General features: G+C 60.9%; 14 protein-coding genes and 1 pseudogene. 9 read left to right on the plus strand and 6 right to left on the minus strand.

What is annotated here, in order from left to right; all coding sequences use genetic code 11:
- Positions 1-5 precede the first annotated feature (5 nt).
- From F6X40_RS32535 to F6X40_RS32545, 3 genes are all read right to left on the minus strand, one after another.
- Positions 6-923: an NmrA family NAD(P)-binding protein gene (locus F6X40_RS32535; RefSeq protein WP_187630648.1), complete on the minus strand. Its 918-nt coding sequence runs from the start codon at positions 921-923 to the stop codon at positions 6-8.
- Positions 924-1,187: 264 nt separating this feature from the next.
- Positions 1,188-2,138 carry a phytanoyl-CoA dioxygenase family protein gene (locus F6X40_RS32540; RefSeq protein ID WP_262421634.1) on the minus strand — a complete coding sequence of 317 codons (951 nt, stop codon included), beginning with the start codon at positions 2,136-2,138 and terminating at the stop codon, positions 1,188-1,190.
- 73 nt (positions 2,139-2,211) lie between these two features.
- Positions 2,212-2,640 carry a carboxymuconolactone decarboxylase family protein gene (locus F6X40_RS32545; protein ID WP_187630649.1) on the minus strand — a complete coding sequence of 143 codons (429 nt, stop codon included), beginning with the start codon at positions 2,638-2,640 and terminating at the stop codon, positions 2,212-2,214.
- Between the two features lie 229 nt (positions 2,641-2,869).
- Between F6X40_RS32545 and F6X40_RS32550 the strand changes: the two genes are divergently transcribed.
- The 5 genes from F6X40_RS32550 (at position 2,870) to F6X40_RS32570 (ending at position 6,051) form a co-directional block, all read left to right on the plus strand.
- Positions 2,870-3,769: a LysR family transcriptional regulator gene (locus F6X40_RS32550; protein ID WP_187630674.1), complete on the plus strand. Its 900-nt coding sequence runs from the start codon at positions 2,870-2,872 to the stop codon at positions 3,767-3,769.
- A gap of 151 nt (positions 3,770-3,920) precedes the next feature.
- A complete protein-coding gene (locus F6X40_RS32555) occupies positions 3,921-4,706 on the plus strand; it encodes an SDR family NAD(P)-dependent oxidoreductase (RefSeq protein ID WP_018425546.1) in 786 nt (261 codons plus the stop codon).
- Between the two features lie 282 nt (positions 4,707-4,988).
- A complete protein-coding gene (locus F6X40_RS32560) occupies positions 4,989-5,186 on the plus strand; it encodes a hypothetical protein (RefSeq protein WP_187630650.1) in 198 nt (65 codons plus the stop codon).
- Between the two features lie 107 nt (positions 5,187-5,293).
- A complete protein-coding gene (locus F6X40_RS42830) occupies positions 5,294-5,497 on the plus strand; it encodes a hypothetical protein (RefSeq protein WP_262421635.1) in 204 nt (67 codons plus the stop codon).
- Between the two features lie 11 nt (positions 5,498-5,508).
- A complete protein-coding gene (locus F6X40_RS32570) occupies positions 5,509-6,051 on the plus strand; it encodes a nuclear transport factor 2 family protein (RefSeq protein WP_184032187.1) in 543 nt (180 codons plus the stop codon).
- 91 nt (positions 6,052-6,142) lie between these two features.
- Here F6X40_RS32570 and folE read toward each other — a convergent pair whose 3' ends face one another.
- Entirely contained in the window at positions 6,143-6,778 is a 636-nt protein-coding gene (gene folE / locus F6X40_RS32575; protein ID WP_187630652.1) for a GTP cyclohydrolase I FolE, read from the minus strand.
- A gap of 193 nt (positions 6,779-6,971) precedes the next feature.
- On the opposite strand from folE, the gene F6X40_RS32580 reads away from it, so the two are divergent.
- The gene (locus tag F6X40_RS32580; protein ID WP_184050184.1) at positions 6,972-7,949 is read left to right on the plus strand and encodes an NAD(P)H-dependent flavin oxidoreductase; all 978 of its coding nucleotides are present in this window, start codon (positions 6,972-6,974) and stop codon (positions 7,947-7,949) included.
- An 87-nt stretch (positions 7,950-8,036) separates the two neighbouring features.
- Here the strand turns inward: F6X40_RS32580 and F6X40_RS32585 are convergent.
- Both F6X40_RS32585 and bktB read right to left on the minus strand, forming a co-directional pair.
- Positions 8,037-8,858 (minus strand): annotated as a pseudogene (locus F6X40_RS32585) (MBL fold metallo-hydrolase); the annotation flags it as partial.
- 60 nt (positions 8,859-8,918) lie between these two features.
- Positions 8,919-10,100 (minus strand): beta-ketothiolase BktB, encoded by a 1,182-nt coding sequence (bktB, locus tag F6X40_RS32590; RefSeq protein WP_187630653.1) that lies wholly within the window; start codon positions 10,098-10,100, stop codon positions 8,919-8,921.
- A gap of 354 nt (positions 10,101-10,454) precedes the next feature.
- Between bktB and F6X40_RS32595 the strand changes: the two genes are divergently transcribed.
- The 3 genes from F6X40_RS32595 (at position 10,455) to F6X40_RS32605 (ending at position 14,856) form a co-directional block, all read left to right on the plus strand.
- Complete coding sequence (locus tag F6X40_RS32595; protein WP_262421636.1) at positions 10,455-12,386, plus strand: AMP-binding protein; 1,932 nt, start codon at positions 10,455-10,457, stop codon at positions 12,384-12,386.
- Positions 12,387-12,405: 19 nt separating this feature from the next.
- Positions 12,406-13,617, plus strand: coding sequence for an acyl-CoA dehydrogenase family protein (locus F6X40_RS32600; RefSeq protein WP_187630654.1), 1,212 nt, complete (start codon positions 12,406-12,408; stop codon positions 13,615-13,617).
- Positions 13,618-13,695: 78 nt separating this feature from the next.
- Complete coding sequence (locus F6X40_RS32605) at positions 13,696-14,856, plus strand: acyl-CoA dehydrogenase family protein (protein ID WP_187630655.1); 1,161 nt, start codon at positions 13,696-13,698, stop codon at positions 14,854-14,856.
- Positions 14,857-14,944: the final 88 nt, after the last annotated feature.

Genomic DNA, 14,944 nt, shown 5'->3' on the forward strand with positions numbered 1-14,944 from the left:
ACCAGCTATGCGAGTACGATGTGCTGTCGATTCGCATCGATCCAGTCCACCATCGGGGTGAGCTGGACACCACGTTTGGAAAGCGAATCGATATCGACGCGGTACCCGACCGCATTGATCCATTCCTGTGCATTCACCCATCCGGGTGCGAGACCCATTGCTCGGGCTTCATCCGGTGACACGTGCAAAACGTTGATCTGTGCGCCCAGAACGTTGTTCAGGCGATTCACAACTTCAGACATCGTGAGTCTTTCCGACGCCAGCGGCACAGTCTCACCGTGCCAGCGTTGCGGATCGTTTAGCGCGCTGGCCGCGAGCGCGCCCACGTCGTCGGCGGCAATCCAGTCGAGTCGTGCGTCGGGTAGCAACGCGCTGAGCAGCAAGCTTTCGCGAAGGTGCGGAAACATCGCGCCCGTTTTCGGCTCAGCGAGATTGTCCATCATGAATGCCGGTTGCAAGACCGTCCACGATTCGAAACCCGCGGCGCGAACGGCCTCTTCCACGTCCCATTTGTCCGTCCAGTATTTTCGGTTCCAACGTTGCTCGCTCCAGCCAGGAAACGTCTCATGATTGCCGGCCTGCGCCACGGAGGTGTGAACGAACTGCGGGACCTCCGCGTTGCGCGCTGCGTTGACGAGCGCAAAACCCTGGCGGCGTTCCCTGTCGCTGCGATCAAAATCAGGCAGGAGAACGGAGAAGACGGAACCGACGCCCTCCATCGCTTTTGCGAGCAAGTCGCGGTCGTCCAGATCTCCCCGTAGCGCCTGCGCATCCATGTCGACGAGTGCCCGCGCAGCCGGCGAGTCTGGATTTCGTGTCAGGAAGCGTACCTTGCGTCCAGCCGCAAGAAGATGGCGAGCCGCGGCGCCTCCTTGTGCGCCAGTGGCGCCGATGACGAGTACCGCGGCGGATGAATCGATCATGACTTGTCCCGAGGTCGAACCTTAGACGTTGGCCAGGCGTATCACGCCTGGGCGGCTTGCGCGCGATGCCGCTAACCCTGTGACAGCCATTGCAGGCTCGCGGCCTGGTTGCTCACAAGCATTCGTTCCGATATTAGCACGATGTTCATAAATCAACGAGCAAAGGATGCCAGTGATCGATGCTTCAGAGCTGCCACGCCAGAGAGCAAGGCGAATGGCGCGAGGGGCAAAGACGAAGCTTCGTCTTTGCCCCTGACACCACGATCAATGCTGCGGGCGCAGCGTTTGAACGAGGGCGCCTTCATGTGCAACGATCACCTCGGATCCCGGCTGATAAACCCCGGCAATTTCGTCTCCGCGCAGGCGGTTGCCCTGGAGGCCGCGCAGATAACTCGTGTCGTCGAGTCGCAACACATGTTCACCATGCGCGTCGCGCACAACGATCTGGTCCGATGCGATCGACGTCAGCGTGCCCACATAGGGCAGGCGGGGCTCAAACGGGAAACTTCCGCCGTGCGGCAGGATGCGCGTGTCGAGTGACAGACGAAAACGGTCCGAATGATTGCTGAGACCAGAGTGCGGCGTGCGTCGGCTCATCAACAGGACGTCGCCCAAGCGGTAGTTCGTGCGGCGCCATGCGTCTTCTGGCACGCTCGCGAGATCGATGGGAACGATCTTGTCGCCGTCCTTCCTGTGCAGGCACGGAAGCCTATGCAATCCTTCCGCTACGGCCAGTCCGCCGACTTGCGCATCGATATCGCTGAGCGGAATCCAGCAAATGATGAAATCGAGGCGGTCGCTGTAGATCGCATCTTCATGAATGAAGTCGAACCGTGTGCGGCTTTTGTCGATAGCGGGCGGCGACGTGCGGTATTCGGTGAAAGGTACCCAATAAAGCGGTACGCCGAACAGCCGCTGAAAGAATGCACGAACTGCGGGGTCTTCCATCACGGTGCGTGCCGCACCCTGCTCGTTCATCGCCTTCACGGGAAAAAAGCTGAAATTTTCGCGGTCTTTGCCAGTCCATCGCACGTCTCGGTCGTTGCGGTCCACGAAGCCGTTGCTGTCGAGGTGATCAACAAGCAGACCGCGCATGCGCTCCAGCGGCTCGTGGTCGAGAACGTCGCGAAAGAACAGGTAGCCGTCTTCGTTCCAGCGTTCTTGCAACTCGGCGTGATTGCCGAGCAGGCCATTGGAAACGTTGAATTCGCGCATCGTCGGCACGATATCCACGCTTGGTGTGCTCATAAATTGTCTCCTTTGGTCGCGGGGGCGCTCTGATGTCGGCTCACAGCAATCCGCGTTCTTCCGAAGTGCGGGTCGTGGTGTCGATGCCAAGTTCCCGCAGTGTCTCCAGAACGGCCGTGGTAGCGGAGGCGACGGCGGGGAACCCGGCATACGGAAGCGCCTGAATCAGCACCCCTTCGAGTTCGCGTGCGCTCAGACCATTGCGCACGGCAATGCGGACGTGGTTCTTCAGTTCGAGCGTCTGCCGGCTGGCGATGAGAATGCCCAGCGTGACGAGGCTGCGCTGCTTGCGCTCGAGTTTGTCGTCGCCCCAGACATCCGCGAACGCGTAGTTGATGGCAAGGCGTGAAATGTCGGATCCGAAGCCGGTGGACTCGCTTGCGGAACGTAAGCCGGCTGCCTTGTCTTCACCCATGATTTCGCCGAATACCTTTAAGCCATAGGCGAGTTTTTCTTCGAGGCTCTTCACTTGTGTCTCCTGTTTAACCGCGGCGGCGCGGCTATTGATAGCGGATGCGACTCACCCGAGCCGCGTTGGTCATTGTTCGTATTGTGGAACGACATTCTAAAATGTATGTTGAACGGTGCTGGACGTCAAGATAGTGCGCACCCGATATGACCAGGGTTCGTCCGTAGTGCACCGCAACGGGACAAAGGCGATATGCTGGGGACACCCGATATCAAAGCCATATCACGTCATGGAATTGCGGCATCTCAGACACTTCGTTGCGGTTGCGGAGACCCAGCACTTTGGCCGCGCGGCTGCGCGCCTGGGCATGGCGCAGCCGCCGCTCAGCCAGTCGATCATGCGGCTGGAGGAGCAGCTCGGTATCAAGCTGCTCGAACGTACACCGCGAGGCGTTTCGCTCACAGCCGCCGGAGCCGCGTTGCTCGCGGAAGCGAAGCCACTGATCGCGCAAGCGGAGCTGGCCGAGCGGCGCGTGCGGCAAGCCGCCGACGAACTGGCGAGCCTGAGCGTAGCGTTCGTGCCGATGTGTGCGCTGCGAATCATGCCGCTAGCCATTCAGGGGCTTCGCAAGCAATGGCCGGGCGTTGACGTCCGGTTGATCGAGCGCGGCAGTGCTTTGACCGTCGCCAGCGTGAAAAACGGCAGCATCGACCTGGGCGTGGTAGTCACCAGCTCGGCGGACGTCTCCGGTTTGGAAAGCGTGGTCATCGAGCGTCTGCGTGTGGTGGCCGCGGTTCCGGCGAAGTGGCCCGTGGCGGCGCAGCCTTCAATTCGTATCGCGGATCTCGCGCGATACCCGCTCATCATGTTCCCTCAGCAGATGTCGCAGCCGCTGTTCGCTGCGTTCGAGACAGCGCGCTGCGAGGCGGGGCTGTCGCCGCGGGTGACCCAGCAAGCGCGCCATCCATACACGATGCTCAACCTCGTGTCTCATGAACTGGGCATCGGTCTGATGCTGGACTCGGCGCGATACCTGCCCGTGGAGGGTGTCGCCTTCGTCGACATCGAGGATGTTCCGGCTGCAGGCGAAACTGAGGTTTCGCTGGTGTGGGCCGATAGACCTCACAAGCCCTACCACCGTTCGATGCTCGACATCATGCGCGATATCGCGTCGCCGGCGACGGGGTGATACGCGCAATCGCACTGCTCGACAGCTTCGTCCATGCTGCTCCTTTCGTCATCCGCTTCTCGTTCATCTTGACACTCCAAAGTGGTGTGTTTATCTTTGCGAATGACGTTCAGAAAATAACCCGCTCGCGCGGCGAGCCAAAGGAGGAGCAATGAGCACGAATGTGGCGAGTCTTTTCAATCTCGATCAGAAAGTGGCGGTGGTAACAGGGGCGGGCTCAGGCATCGGCCGCGAGACGGCTTTGCTGCTGGCGTCGGCCGGCGCGGCGGTGGTCGCGGCGGACCTGAATGAGGAAGCGGCGCAGCAGACGGCCAGGCAAATCGAAAGTGCGTCTGGCAAGGCTATCGCGATCAAGGTGGACATCGGCGATGAATCGTCGATTCTTGCGATGTACGAAACGGTGCAGGCGAAGCTTGGGCGCCTCGACATTCTCGTGAACAACGCGGGCATCTATCCGAAGACGCAATTCGTCGAAACGTCGGTAGAAAAGTGGGACAAGGTGCTCGGCATCAACCTGCGCGGCACCTTCCTCTGCATGCGCGAAGCGATCAAGCGAATGCAAGGTGCCAAAAACGGCGGTTCCATTATCAATATTTCGTCGGTGGCTTCGCTGCAGCCGGTGATTTTCGACAACGGCGACTACGGCGCGTCGAAGGCGGGTGTCAACAACCTCACCAAGGTGGCAGCGCTCGAATTCGCAGCAGACGGAATTCGCGTGAACGCAGTGCTGCCCGGCGGCGTGGCAACCGAGGGCGCGGCCGCATCGACGAAGGTTCATCAGGCTCACGGGCCGATCACCCAACCTGGTCGCATGCCGCTGGGCCGCATCGGCGTCGCCTCCGATATCGCTAGGGCAGTGTTGTTTTTCGCGTCGCCGGCATCGGACTATGTCACCGGTCAGCTTCTCGCTGTCGACGGCGGCTTCCAGGTCTCCTGATTACTCGTCTGCGTGCCATGTTCGAATCGCCAAGCTGCGTCGAGAACGCGGCTTGGCGCTGCAATTCCCTTTCCCCCGTTGATTGCCGACCCGTTCGCACACACGTCCATGTGTGCAGCGGGCGCTCGCGCGTGCGCGTCGGTCTGTGCCTTGTCGGGTAGTGAAAACACCGACGCCATTAATTGAACGACTTGTTGCATAACCATATTCCATGGCCTAGGATATCCATCAAGAGGCGCCATGCAAGCGCCCGAGAGGCATAAGCCTGATCGGAGACATGCGATGTACTTTCTCGACAGCGATTTACGTGGTCCTCTTGCGGACTATACGTACGACTATCGTCGCCAGCGCGCTGAAAAGGGCGCTCCGTCGTCGGACGAATTGGCTCGCGCAAAACAATCGAATTGGGCGGCGCGCGTGTTGGGCGCGGTGGCGCCTCGTGCTCTGGGCAAGCTGCGGACGGAGGGCCGGGCGCGATGAAAACGCTGACTCGCGAGAGCGCTCGGGAAGCGCGTAGAGTATGGCTCCCACTCATTCTCCTGTCGATTTCGGCCGCCGCGGTCTGGCTGCTGCAACGCGATGTGCGCATGGAAGAGCTAGGCCGGTCCGCACTCTTCGACGTCGTGATGATGTTTGCCGTGCTCGGGGCGACGGCATTGGCGGGCATCATCGGATGTGCGATTGCGAGCCGTGCGCGAGCGCAGGAAGCCGATTTGTCGACAGGCGAGGATTGTTGCTTCATTGGCGCCGTGATCGGTGCGGTCGTCTTTTTTGTCGCCATGACTATCTAACGGTAGAAGCCATGAATGAAGAACTGAGCGCACGCGTCGAAGCACTGTTGGATAAGCAGGACATACTCGAATGCGTGCACCGCTATTGCCGCGGGGTCGATCGCATGGACCGGAAGTTGACGCTGTCGGCGTACCATCCGGACGCGATCGACGACCACGGCGCATTCGTCGGAGATGCAGAGGAATTCGTCGACTGGGCCTTTGCGTACCATACCGAGCATCAGTTGTCGCACCACCATATGGTGTTCAATCACAGCGTCGAATTGCAGGGCGACGAGGCGCACGGGGAGACGTACTGGCTTTTCTTTGGAGAAAATCGCGTCAAGCCAGACACGCTAGCGGTGGGGCGCTATATCGACCGCTTCGAAAAGCGTGACGGCGTATGGGCGATTGCCGCCCGCGTCTGCATCTCCGAAGCGATCAACGAACTGACCCCTGCGGAAGTGCCCACTGCGTGGCGCGAAATCCTGATGGGCAATGGCGTCAGTGCACGAAATCGTGAAGACGTCTCTTACGAACGGCCTTTAAAGACGCGCCAACCCAGCGAGGTTTAAGGCCAGACGCAAGCCTGCAACGACGCTTGCCACGGATCCCAGCATCGATTTGCCATGAAAGCCAACGTCGGCAGGAAGCCGACGTTGGCTTTCAGCTATTGGGCAATGGCGCAATCGTGCTGTGACCGACAATCGACAGAAACTCGCGGCGAGTGGAAGGATCGTCACGGAATGCGCCCAGCATTCGGCTCGTCACCAGCGATGCGCCGGGCTTTTGCACGCCTCGCGTACTCATGCACTGATGCGCAGCTTCGAGAATGACAGCGACTCCCTTCGGCTGGAGCACGGTGTTCAGCGCATCGGCGATCTGAACGGTCATCTTCTCCTGAATCTGTAGGCGCTTGGCATAGACATCGACGAGGCGGGCGAGTTTGGAGATGCCGACCACGCGATGCTCGGGCAAGTAGGCAACGTGCGCACGTCCGATGATGGGCACCATATGGTGTTCGCAGTAGCTCTCGAAACGGATGTCCTTTAGCACCACCATCTCGTCGTAGCCATCCACTTCGGAAAACGTGGTGGCGAGAATCTGCATCGGATCGGAGTCATAGCCCGAGAAGAACTCGCGGTACGCGCGCGCGACCCGTGCGGGTGTTTGAATGAGACCTTCCCTTTCGGGATCGTCACCGGCCCATCGGATCAGCGTGCGCACGGCTTCTTCCGCCTGGTCCCGCGTGGGGCGAATCGACGCTTCCTCGGCGCCAATCTGATTGTCTCGTTTGTTCATCAACTCTCCTGATCATTCATGCCTCGTGCAATCGCATCGGCGTCCGCGAGTGCGGCACACGAGTGTCGGTGATGTGGATGAAGTGTATATAATTGCACGGTGTTCGCAAATACAAACGACCGGCGCATCTTGCACGCGGCTTTCGACCATTGCCGGTCGAAAGATTAGGTTGCACTTACACAGGGATCAGCACATGAAAACGCGCATTACAGAGCTGCTTGGGATTCGATACCCCATTGTTCAAGGGGGCATGATGTGGGTGGGTCGCGCTGAACTTGCCGCCGCCGTCTCGAACGCCGGTGCGCTCGGCACCATCACCGCTCTGACGCAGCCCACGCCCGAGGCGCTGCGCAACGAGATCGCTCGGGTTCGCTCAATGACGGATCAGCCGTTCGCCGTCAACCTGACCATTCTGCCGACGATCAAGCCAGTGCCGTACGACGAGTACGTGCAAGCGGTCGTGGAGAACGGTGTGAAGATCGTCGAGACGGCGGGACGCAATCCCGAGCCATATATGCCCGCATTCAAGGCTGCGGGAATCAAGGTCATCCACAAGTGCACGTCGGTGCGTCATGCGCTGAAAGCGGAGGCGTTGGGCTGCGACGCCGTGAGCGTGGACGGATTCGAGTGCGCCGGACATCCGGGCGAGGACGACGTGCCCAATCTGATCCTGTTGCCGGCCGCGGCCGCGAAACTGCATATTCCGATGCTTGCGTCAGGCGGCATTGCCGATGCGCGCGGCATGGTCGCCGCGCTCGCGCTCGGCGCGGATGGGATCAATATGGGTACGCGCTTCATGGCAACGCGGGAGGCGCCGATTCACGAGAACGTCAAGCGCAGGCTCGTAGAGCATGACGAGCGCAATACGGCGTTGATCTTCCGCACGCTGAAGAACACGTCGCGTATCTTCAGGAATTCGGTAGCGGAGCAGGTGTTGGAACTCGAGCAAAAAGAGGGGGTGACGTTTGCGGATCTCAAGCCGCTCGTGAGCGGTGAGCGCGGTAAGCGAGTGTACGAGACGGGTGACACCGAAGACGGAACGTTTCCGGCCGGCCTCGCAATCGGGCTTATCGAGGACATTCCCACCTGCGCGGAACTCGTGAGTCGGATGGTCGCCGAGGCGCGCGCACTCATTCATGGCCGGCTGGCCGCGCTTGTAGAAGAGAGCTGAGTCCGCAACAAGACGGCCGTCGAACAAGGCTGACCGCGCCCCCGGTTTTAGCGGGCGCGGCAGCCGATGCATGTATTACGATCGCAATCAGGCCTGCGAAGTCGGACCACCTTGTTCGTCGAGTCGTTCGAGATGCGCCAGCAGCGACCGGGATGCCGCTGGCCAGAGCCTTTCGGGAACATCGGTATAAGCAAGACGCAGCCAGTCGTCGATCGAACCGGTCGGCAGTGCCTTTACCGCGCCGGCGATCTTTGCTTCCCGGGCGAGACGGTGTGCCTTGAGGCGGCCGATCTGGTCATGCGGTCGGTCCAGCACGTACCCATGGGCGGGCAGAATAAAGTCGATGTCACGTTCGGTGCAAATCGCGTTCAACCGGTCGAGTGACGTAAGGTACGCCGTCATGTTGCCGTCGGGAGGATCGATGATGGTCGTGCTGCCATTCAGAATGTGATCGCCGCTGAATAGCAGTCCGTCTTCCAGAAGGACCAGGCACACGTGGTTGCTTGCGTGCCCCAGTGTCGAGACGACGAGCAATCGATGCGTCTCGCCGTCATGCGCAAGTGTCAGCAAATCGCCATCGAGCAATTCGCGGTCCGGAACGAAGTGATGGCTTGCCCTGTCGGCAGGCCCGGCCGACCGACCGAGGACTGGTGGCTGGTGCGGACACATGGACTGCAGTGGCCTCGCCCCGGGTGCGTGGTCCACGTGGGAGTGCGTGCAGACGATCATTCGAATAGCGCCGCCCGTAGCTGCGAAGATGCGTTGAAGATGCGCCTGGTCGTCCGGCCCCGGATCGATCACGATGAAGCCGGTCGCCACCGTGCCGACGATGTAGCTATTCGTGCCTGGGCCCGTCATCAAGCCGCTGTTGCTGGCGGTCAACCGCATCACGTTTCTCAGAAGCGGGGTCGTTGTTCGGGGCGTACCACGTTTGTCCCTCTGGTTGAATGGATAACGCTGTGCGAAGCCCTAAATGCGCTCGAAGATGGCCGCGATGCCTTGACCTCCGCCGATGCACATTGTCACGAGCGCATAGCGCCCACCGCAACGATGCAACTCGTGAATGGCTTTGACCGCAATGACGGCGCCGGTTGCGCCGATCGGATGGCCGAGCGCGATGCCCGATCCGTTCGGGTTGACCTTAGCGCTGTCGAATTCCAGCTCCTTCGCCACGGCGCAAGCTTGAGCGGCAAACGCCTCGTTCGCTTCGATCACATCGAGATCTGCGACGGTCAAACCCGCGCGCTGCAGCACCTTGCGTGTCGCAGGGACCGGGCCGATGCCCATGTATTGCGGATCGACGCCCGCGTGAGCCCAGCAAACGAGTCGCGCAAGCGGACGAAGGCCCCGTTGTTCGGCGGTGCGACGGGCCATCAGCAGGACTGCAGCCGCGCCGTCGTTGAGACCCGACGCATTGCCGGCCGTCACCGTACCGTCTTTCTGGAACGCCGGGCGCAATTTGGCGAGATCGGCGATGGTCGTGCCCGACCGCACATGCTCATCGGTGTCAAAAACGGCTTCGCCCTTTTTCGTGCGCAGTGCTACGGGCACGATCTGCTCGCGGAAGTTGCCGTCATGAATAGCTTGCGCAGCGCGCCGGTGCGATTCGACGGCGAGCAGGTCCTGGTCGTCGCGCGAAATGCCGTACTTCTTTGCGACGTTCTCTGCGGTTACGCCCATATGGCAAGCGCTGAACGGATCGGTCAACGCACCGACCATCATGTCGATCAGGCGGATGTCGCCCATGCGCGAACCCCAACGCGCGCCGCTCGCAACGTATGCTGCGCGCGACATGCTTTCTGCACCAGCGCCGATCGCAATTTCCGTGTCGCCGTGCGCGATGGCTTGCGCAGCGGAGATGATTGCCTGAAGGCCGGAGCCGCATAGCCTGTTGAGCGTCAGCGCCGGTGCGTCCGCGCTGACGCCGCCTTCCATCGCGGCGACGCGCGCGAGATACATGTCGCGAGGCTCGGTATGGATCACGTTGCCGAACACCACGTGACCCACCTCTTTACCCGGCAGATTCGAACGCTCGAGCAGCGCGCGAACGACCGTTGCGCCTAGCGTCGTGGGCGGAATGCTCGATAGCGCGCCACCGAAGTCTCCAATAGCGGTGCGAACGGCAGCGGTGACGACAACCTCTTCCGACATGATGGCTCCTTGGTTCCGGTAATCGGTTACGATCCGGTGTCATGTTTAACAATACGAATGGCGTTCAGAAAGTAGCGCATTTCTTGTTTTCTGTCCACGTTGTTGCGCGATGCGCAAGGCTGCGATCGTGCCGGACATCGCGCACGTCATTCGCGCCAGATTGCGTGTGTGCTATCAGGCCTTCCTTGTGGGTGACAACGGATAGACGTGGCTGGGATTTCGCGTTATTCTGGTTCAGCAAGATGATCGACGTTCAATTATTGGTTGAACTTGGCCCGCAACATTTCCAGGTATCGGAAGGCGATGCGAGCGCTCGCGGGACATGACTTGCCAGATAACAACAGGACGACTCAGATGGATGCAGGTACGGCTTCGCACGACGCCCTGATGGATGTGCCGTTTCGCCCGATTCGCGTCGGCAGCATGGATGCCATCGTCGAGCGAAGGCCAGACGGAAGCGTCGTGTATGAACTGAAGGAACCGCTCCAGGCGTATCCGATCCGCTTGACGGAGCGGCTCGAACACTGGGCGAGCGTCACGCCCGAGCGCGCGTTGCTTGCGCGGCGGACGCCGGACGGCAAGTCATGGGAGTCTCTGACCTACCGGCAGGCGTTCGACGGTGCGCGTGCGCTGGGGCAGGCGCTGCTCGATCGAGGATTGTCGCCGTCTCGTCCGTTGATGATTCTTTCCGATCGAAGCTTTGAACACGCGCTCTTCGCGCTCGCCGCATTGCACGTCGGGATTCCCTATATCCCGGTGACGCCCGCGTATTCGCTGTTATCGCAGGACTTTTCGAAGCTCAGGCAACTCGCGGCCGTATGCACGCCCGGCCTCGTCTTCGCGGAGGACGGCGCGCAGTATGGCCGCGCATTGCGTGAGGTGTTCGGCGACGTGGAATGTGTCGTCGTCGGTCCGTTGCCGGAGGGTCGTGGCGGTTCGCGCGTCGCGCAGTGGCTGAAGACGCCGGTTACAGCCGACGTCGACAAGGCGTTCAAGGCAGTCGGCCCGGATACGGTGGGCAAGATCATGTTTACTTCGGGAACGACAGGCGCACCGAAAGGCGTGATCTATTCGCAGCGCATGTTGTGCAGCAATCGACAGCAAGTCGCCCAGGTGTTCGCGTTTCTTCAGGACGGGCCATCGGATCTCGTCGACTGGCTGCCCTGGCATCACACCTTTGGCGGCACGCATAACTTCGGCATGGTGCTGTACGGCGGGGGGACTTACTACCTGGACCCAGGCAAGCCAACGCCGGAGGAAATTGGCCCAACGGTGCAGGCATTGCGTGAAATCGCGCCGGCGGTCTACCTCAATACGCCGCAAGGGTTGGCCTCGCTCATTCCGCATCTGCAGGCGGACAAGGCACTGCGCGAGAAATTCTTTAGCAAACTCGCGCTCATCTACTACGGCGGCGCAAGTCTGCCGAAATACATCTGGGCTCAACTCGACGAGCTCGCGGTGCGTACCATCGGCCAGCGTGTGCTCATCATGTCGGGCATCGGCAGCACGGAAGCAGGCCCAACGCCGCTATCGGCGGCCTGGGATCCGCGACGGGAAGCGATTGCGGGGTTGCCCGTGCCCGGCGTCAAAGTGAAGGTGGCGCCGGTCGGCGCGAAGCTGGAAATCCGTTTCCTCGGCGACTGTGTGACGCCCGGCTATTGGAAAGATCCCGAGCGCACCGCCGCCGCGTTCGACGAGGAAGGCTATTTCCGCTCCGGTGACGCAGCAACGTTCATCGACCCGCAGCGCCTCGAACTGGGACTGCGCTTCGACGGACGCATTGCGGAAAATTTCAAGCTGTCCTCGGGCACTTGGGTGAACGTCGCCGAGTTGCGACTGTACGCGCTGAACGTGTTGGGCCCGTATGCGCGGGATATCGTGATTGCCGGGCACGACCGCGACTACCTGAGCGCGCTCGTCTTCCCTGACATCGAAGCGTGCCGTGCGCTTTGCGACGACCTTCACGATCCGATGCCGGGCGCCGACCAGATCATCAACAGCCGCGGCGTGCGCGCGTTCTTCCAGACCGGACTCGACCAGCTCGCCGCGCGTCCTGGCGGCAGCTCTACGCGCATTGCGCGCATCGTGCTCGAAAGCGAGCAGCCGACGCTCGATAACGGCGAATTGAGTGCAAAGAGCGCAATCAGCCAACGCAATGTGCTCGAGCGACGGCGCGCTGTCGTGGACGAGCTTTATTGCGTGCCGCCCACGCCGCGCACATTGGTCGGCAACGCTGGCGCAGCAGCGGGCGCAGATCGAGGCGCGCGCCGCGGTTCAACGTACTGAAAACGCTGGAAGCTAAACCATGGATTTTCGCGTAGATCCCGCGGACATCGCGTTCCGCAAAGAAGTTCGTGCGTTCCTCAACGAGCATTTGCCGGCCGACCTCGCCTTTCGCGGGCAGCAGGGCTTTCTGGCAGGTGACGACGATTCACAGCGCTGGACTCGCATCTTGCACGAAACGCACGGCTGGTCAGTGCCGCATTGGCCGGTTGCTGACGGCGGCACGGGGTGGACCGCGATGCAGCGTTACATCTTCGAGGAAGAATGCTATCTGGCAGGCGCACCGATACAGAATCAGGCGGGCGTGTCGCTCGTCGGACCCGTGATTTGCGAGTTTGGCAACGAAGAGCAGAAGCGGCGCTTTCTTCCTCCTATCCAGCGTGGTGAAGTGTTCTGGGTACAGGGTTTTTCAGAGCCGGGCTCGGGTTCCGATCTTGCATCGCTACGTACGACGGCGGTTCGCGATGGAGATCACTACATCGTCAATGGACAGAAGATCTGGACCAGCTTCGGCGCCTACGGTCAATGGAATTTCGTGCTGGTCCGCACGGATAGCGAAGCGAAGCCACAAAAGGGCATTTCCTTCCTGCTGCTCGACATGTCGTCGCCGGGCGTTACCGTGCGGCCGATCGCGTCGCTCGATGGCTGCCATCACCTGGCGGAAGTCTTCTACGACAACGTGCGCGTGCCCGCTGAAAACCTTATCGGCGAGGTCAACAAGGGGTGGGGATACACCAAGTTTCTGCTCTTTAACGAGCGGGCGTTTCTTGGCGCTGAAGCGCCTGCCCTCAAGCGCTATCTGCGCAAGATCCGGCACTACGCCTCGCGCGAACGGATGGCCGGCAAGCCATTGATCCGGGATCCGACGTTTGCGGCACGTTTGGCGCAGCACGAATTGGAGGTTCGCGCTATCGACATGGCGGTGCAGAAAATCCTGCATCAAGGGATAGACGAGCGCAGTGGCGGTATGGCGATCGGATCCATGCTCAAAGTGCGCGGATCCGAACTCCATCAGAAGCTCACGGAGATGCTGCTGGAGGTGATCGGCGATTACGGCGCCGTGTTCTATCCCCATCCGAATGAAGAGCGAGAGCTGCGCGAGGCCCAGTTCATCGGACCTGAATACGCGCCAGGCCTGGCGGCAGAGGTCTTCTATCGGCGGGCTTGCTCGATCTATGGCGGGACGGCCGAAATTCAGCGAAACATCATCGCCAAAGCACTGTTCGATCTTTGACGCCGTATCGAGTCACGAACGGTCTTCGATCCCCGAGACGTGGGATCGCATCAATTGCCGGCATAAAGAGGGTGCAGCATGGACTTCGAGTTGAGCGACGAACAGCGGATGTTGCAGGAAAGCGCGCAACGCTTCTTGCAAAAGAGCTATACGTTCGAACATCGTCGCAATCTTGCTTCGCAAGGAGGCGGATTTTCGCGCGAGACGTGGCGTACCTTCGGCGAAATGGGTTGGCTCGGTGTCGCGGTGCCGGATGAATTGGGCGGGCTCGGTTTCTCGTCAGTCGAAAGCGCCATCGTGGCCGAGCAGATCGGGCGCGCGCTGGTGCTGGAGCCATACGTGATGTGTGGTGTGTTTCCTGCGTCACTTGTCACGCGCTGCGGGCGAGACGGGCAGCGCGAGGCGATACTTGGCGAGATCGTTTCGGGCGAGACTGTCTATGCAGTCGCGCAAAGTGAACGTGAAGCGCGGGGTCAGGTGCATTACGTGACGGCCACCGCGAAGAAGACAGAGGACGGGTCGTGGCGGCTGGACGGCTATAAGACGCTCGTGGTTGGAGCGCCCGTTGCAGACCGTCTGCTCGTCGTCGCTCGCGCGGCGGGTGCAGCCGATGCTACGGACGGCATCGGGGTTTTCGTCGTCGATCCGAAGCAGGCAGGCGTGACGCTGAAGACTTGCGCGTTGCTCGACGGCACGCCATCTGCCGACTTGCTGCTCGATGGTGTGATCGTCGCAGAATCGAATGTTCTGGGTGAGGCTGGGCGAGCGTTCGAAGGACTGCAGGCCGCCGTTGACGAAGCGGTCGTTGCGATCTGTGCCGAACTGGTGGGCGATATGGAAGACGCTATCGAGCTCGCGTCGGAGTACTTGAAAACGCGCAGGCAGTTCGGGGTGGCGATTGGCAGCTTCCAGGCGCTGCAACACCGGATGGCCGACATGGCGATCGAAGCGATGCAGGCGCGCGCAACACTGCACCGTGCGTTGCTCTCTATCAGCGACGACAGGGAGAACCGGAGCGTCGAAATCTCGGGCTGCAAGGCACAGACCACTCGTAGCGCGAAGTTCGTCACGCAACAGGGTATCCAGTTGCACGGTGGCTACGGCATCACGGATGAATACAAGGTGGGCCATCACTATCGCCGTCATCTGGTGCTCGACGCATTGTTCGGCAACGCGGACTATCACCTGAATCGCTACGCACGCCAGATTCAGCACGAGGCATTGGTCGCGGCGGCGTGAACCCTTTCGAGGCATTGCCATGAACGCGAAAGCAACCGATCTGCTCGGCGTGCAGAGTGACGGAACGGTTCTCATGTTGACACTGAAC

The sequence above is a fragment of the Paraburkholderia sp. UCT31 genome, from assembly GCF_014397655.1.
Taxonomy (GTDB): domain Bacteria; phylum Pseudomonadota; class Gammaproteobacteria; order Burkholderiales; family Burkholderiaceae; genus Paraburkholderia; species Paraburkholderia tuberum.

Excerpts from the sequence above, each read along its gene's own strand:
- F6X40_RS32535 (WP_187630648.1), bottom strand. The coding sequence starts at position 923 with ATGATCGATTCATCCGCCGCGGTACTCGTCATCGGCGCCACTGGCGCA.
- F6X40_RS32540 (WP_262421634.1), bottom strand. The coding sequence starts at position 2,138 with ATGCGCGAATTCAACGTTTCCAATGGCCTGCTCGGCAATCACGCCGAG.
- F6X40_RS32550 (WP_187630674.1), top strand. The coding sequence starts at position 2,870 with ATGGAATTGCGGCATCTCAGACACTTCGTTGCGGTTGCGGAGACCCAG.
- F6X40_RS32555 (WP_018425546.1), top strand. The coding sequence starts at position 3,921 with ATGAGCACGAATGTGGCGAGTCTTTTCAATCTCGATCAGAAAGTGGCG.
- F6X40_RS32560 (WP_187630650.1), top strand. The coding sequence starts at position 4,989 with ATGTACTTTCTCGACAGCGATTTACGTGGTCCTCTTGCGGACTATACG.
- F6X40_RS42830 (WP_262421635.1), top strand. The coding sequence starts at position 5,294 with ATGGAAGAGCTAGGCCGGTCCGCACTCTTCGACGTCGTGATGATGTTT.
- F6X40_RS32570 (WP_184032187.1), top strand. The coding sequence starts at position 5,509 with ATGAATGAAGAACTGAGCGCACGCGTCGAAGCACTGTTGGATAAGCAG.
- folE (WP_187630652.1), bottom strand. The coding sequence starts at position 6,778 with ATGAACAAACGAGACAATCAGATTGGCGCCGAGGAAGCGTCGATTCGC.
- F6X40_RS32580 (WP_184050184.1), top strand. The coding sequence starts at position 6,972 with ATGAAAACGCGCATTACAGAGCTGCTTGGGATTCGATACCCCATTGTT.
- bktB (WP_187630653.1), bottom strand. The coding sequence starts at position 10,100 with ATGTCGGAAGAGGTTGTCGTCACCGCTGCCGTTCGCACCGCTATTGGA.
- F6X40_RS32595 (WP_262421636.1), top strand. The coding sequence starts at position 10,455 with ATGGATGCAGGTACGGCTTCGCACGACGCCCTGATGGATGTGCCGTTT.
- F6X40_RS32600 (WP_187630654.1), top strand. The coding sequence starts at position 12,406 with ATGGATTTTCGCGTAGATCCCGCGGACATCGCGTTCCGCAAAGAAGTT.
- F6X40_RS32605 (WP_187630655.1), top strand. The coding sequence starts at position 13,696 with ATGGACTTCGAGTTGAGCGACGAACAGCGGATGTTGCAGGAAAGCGCG.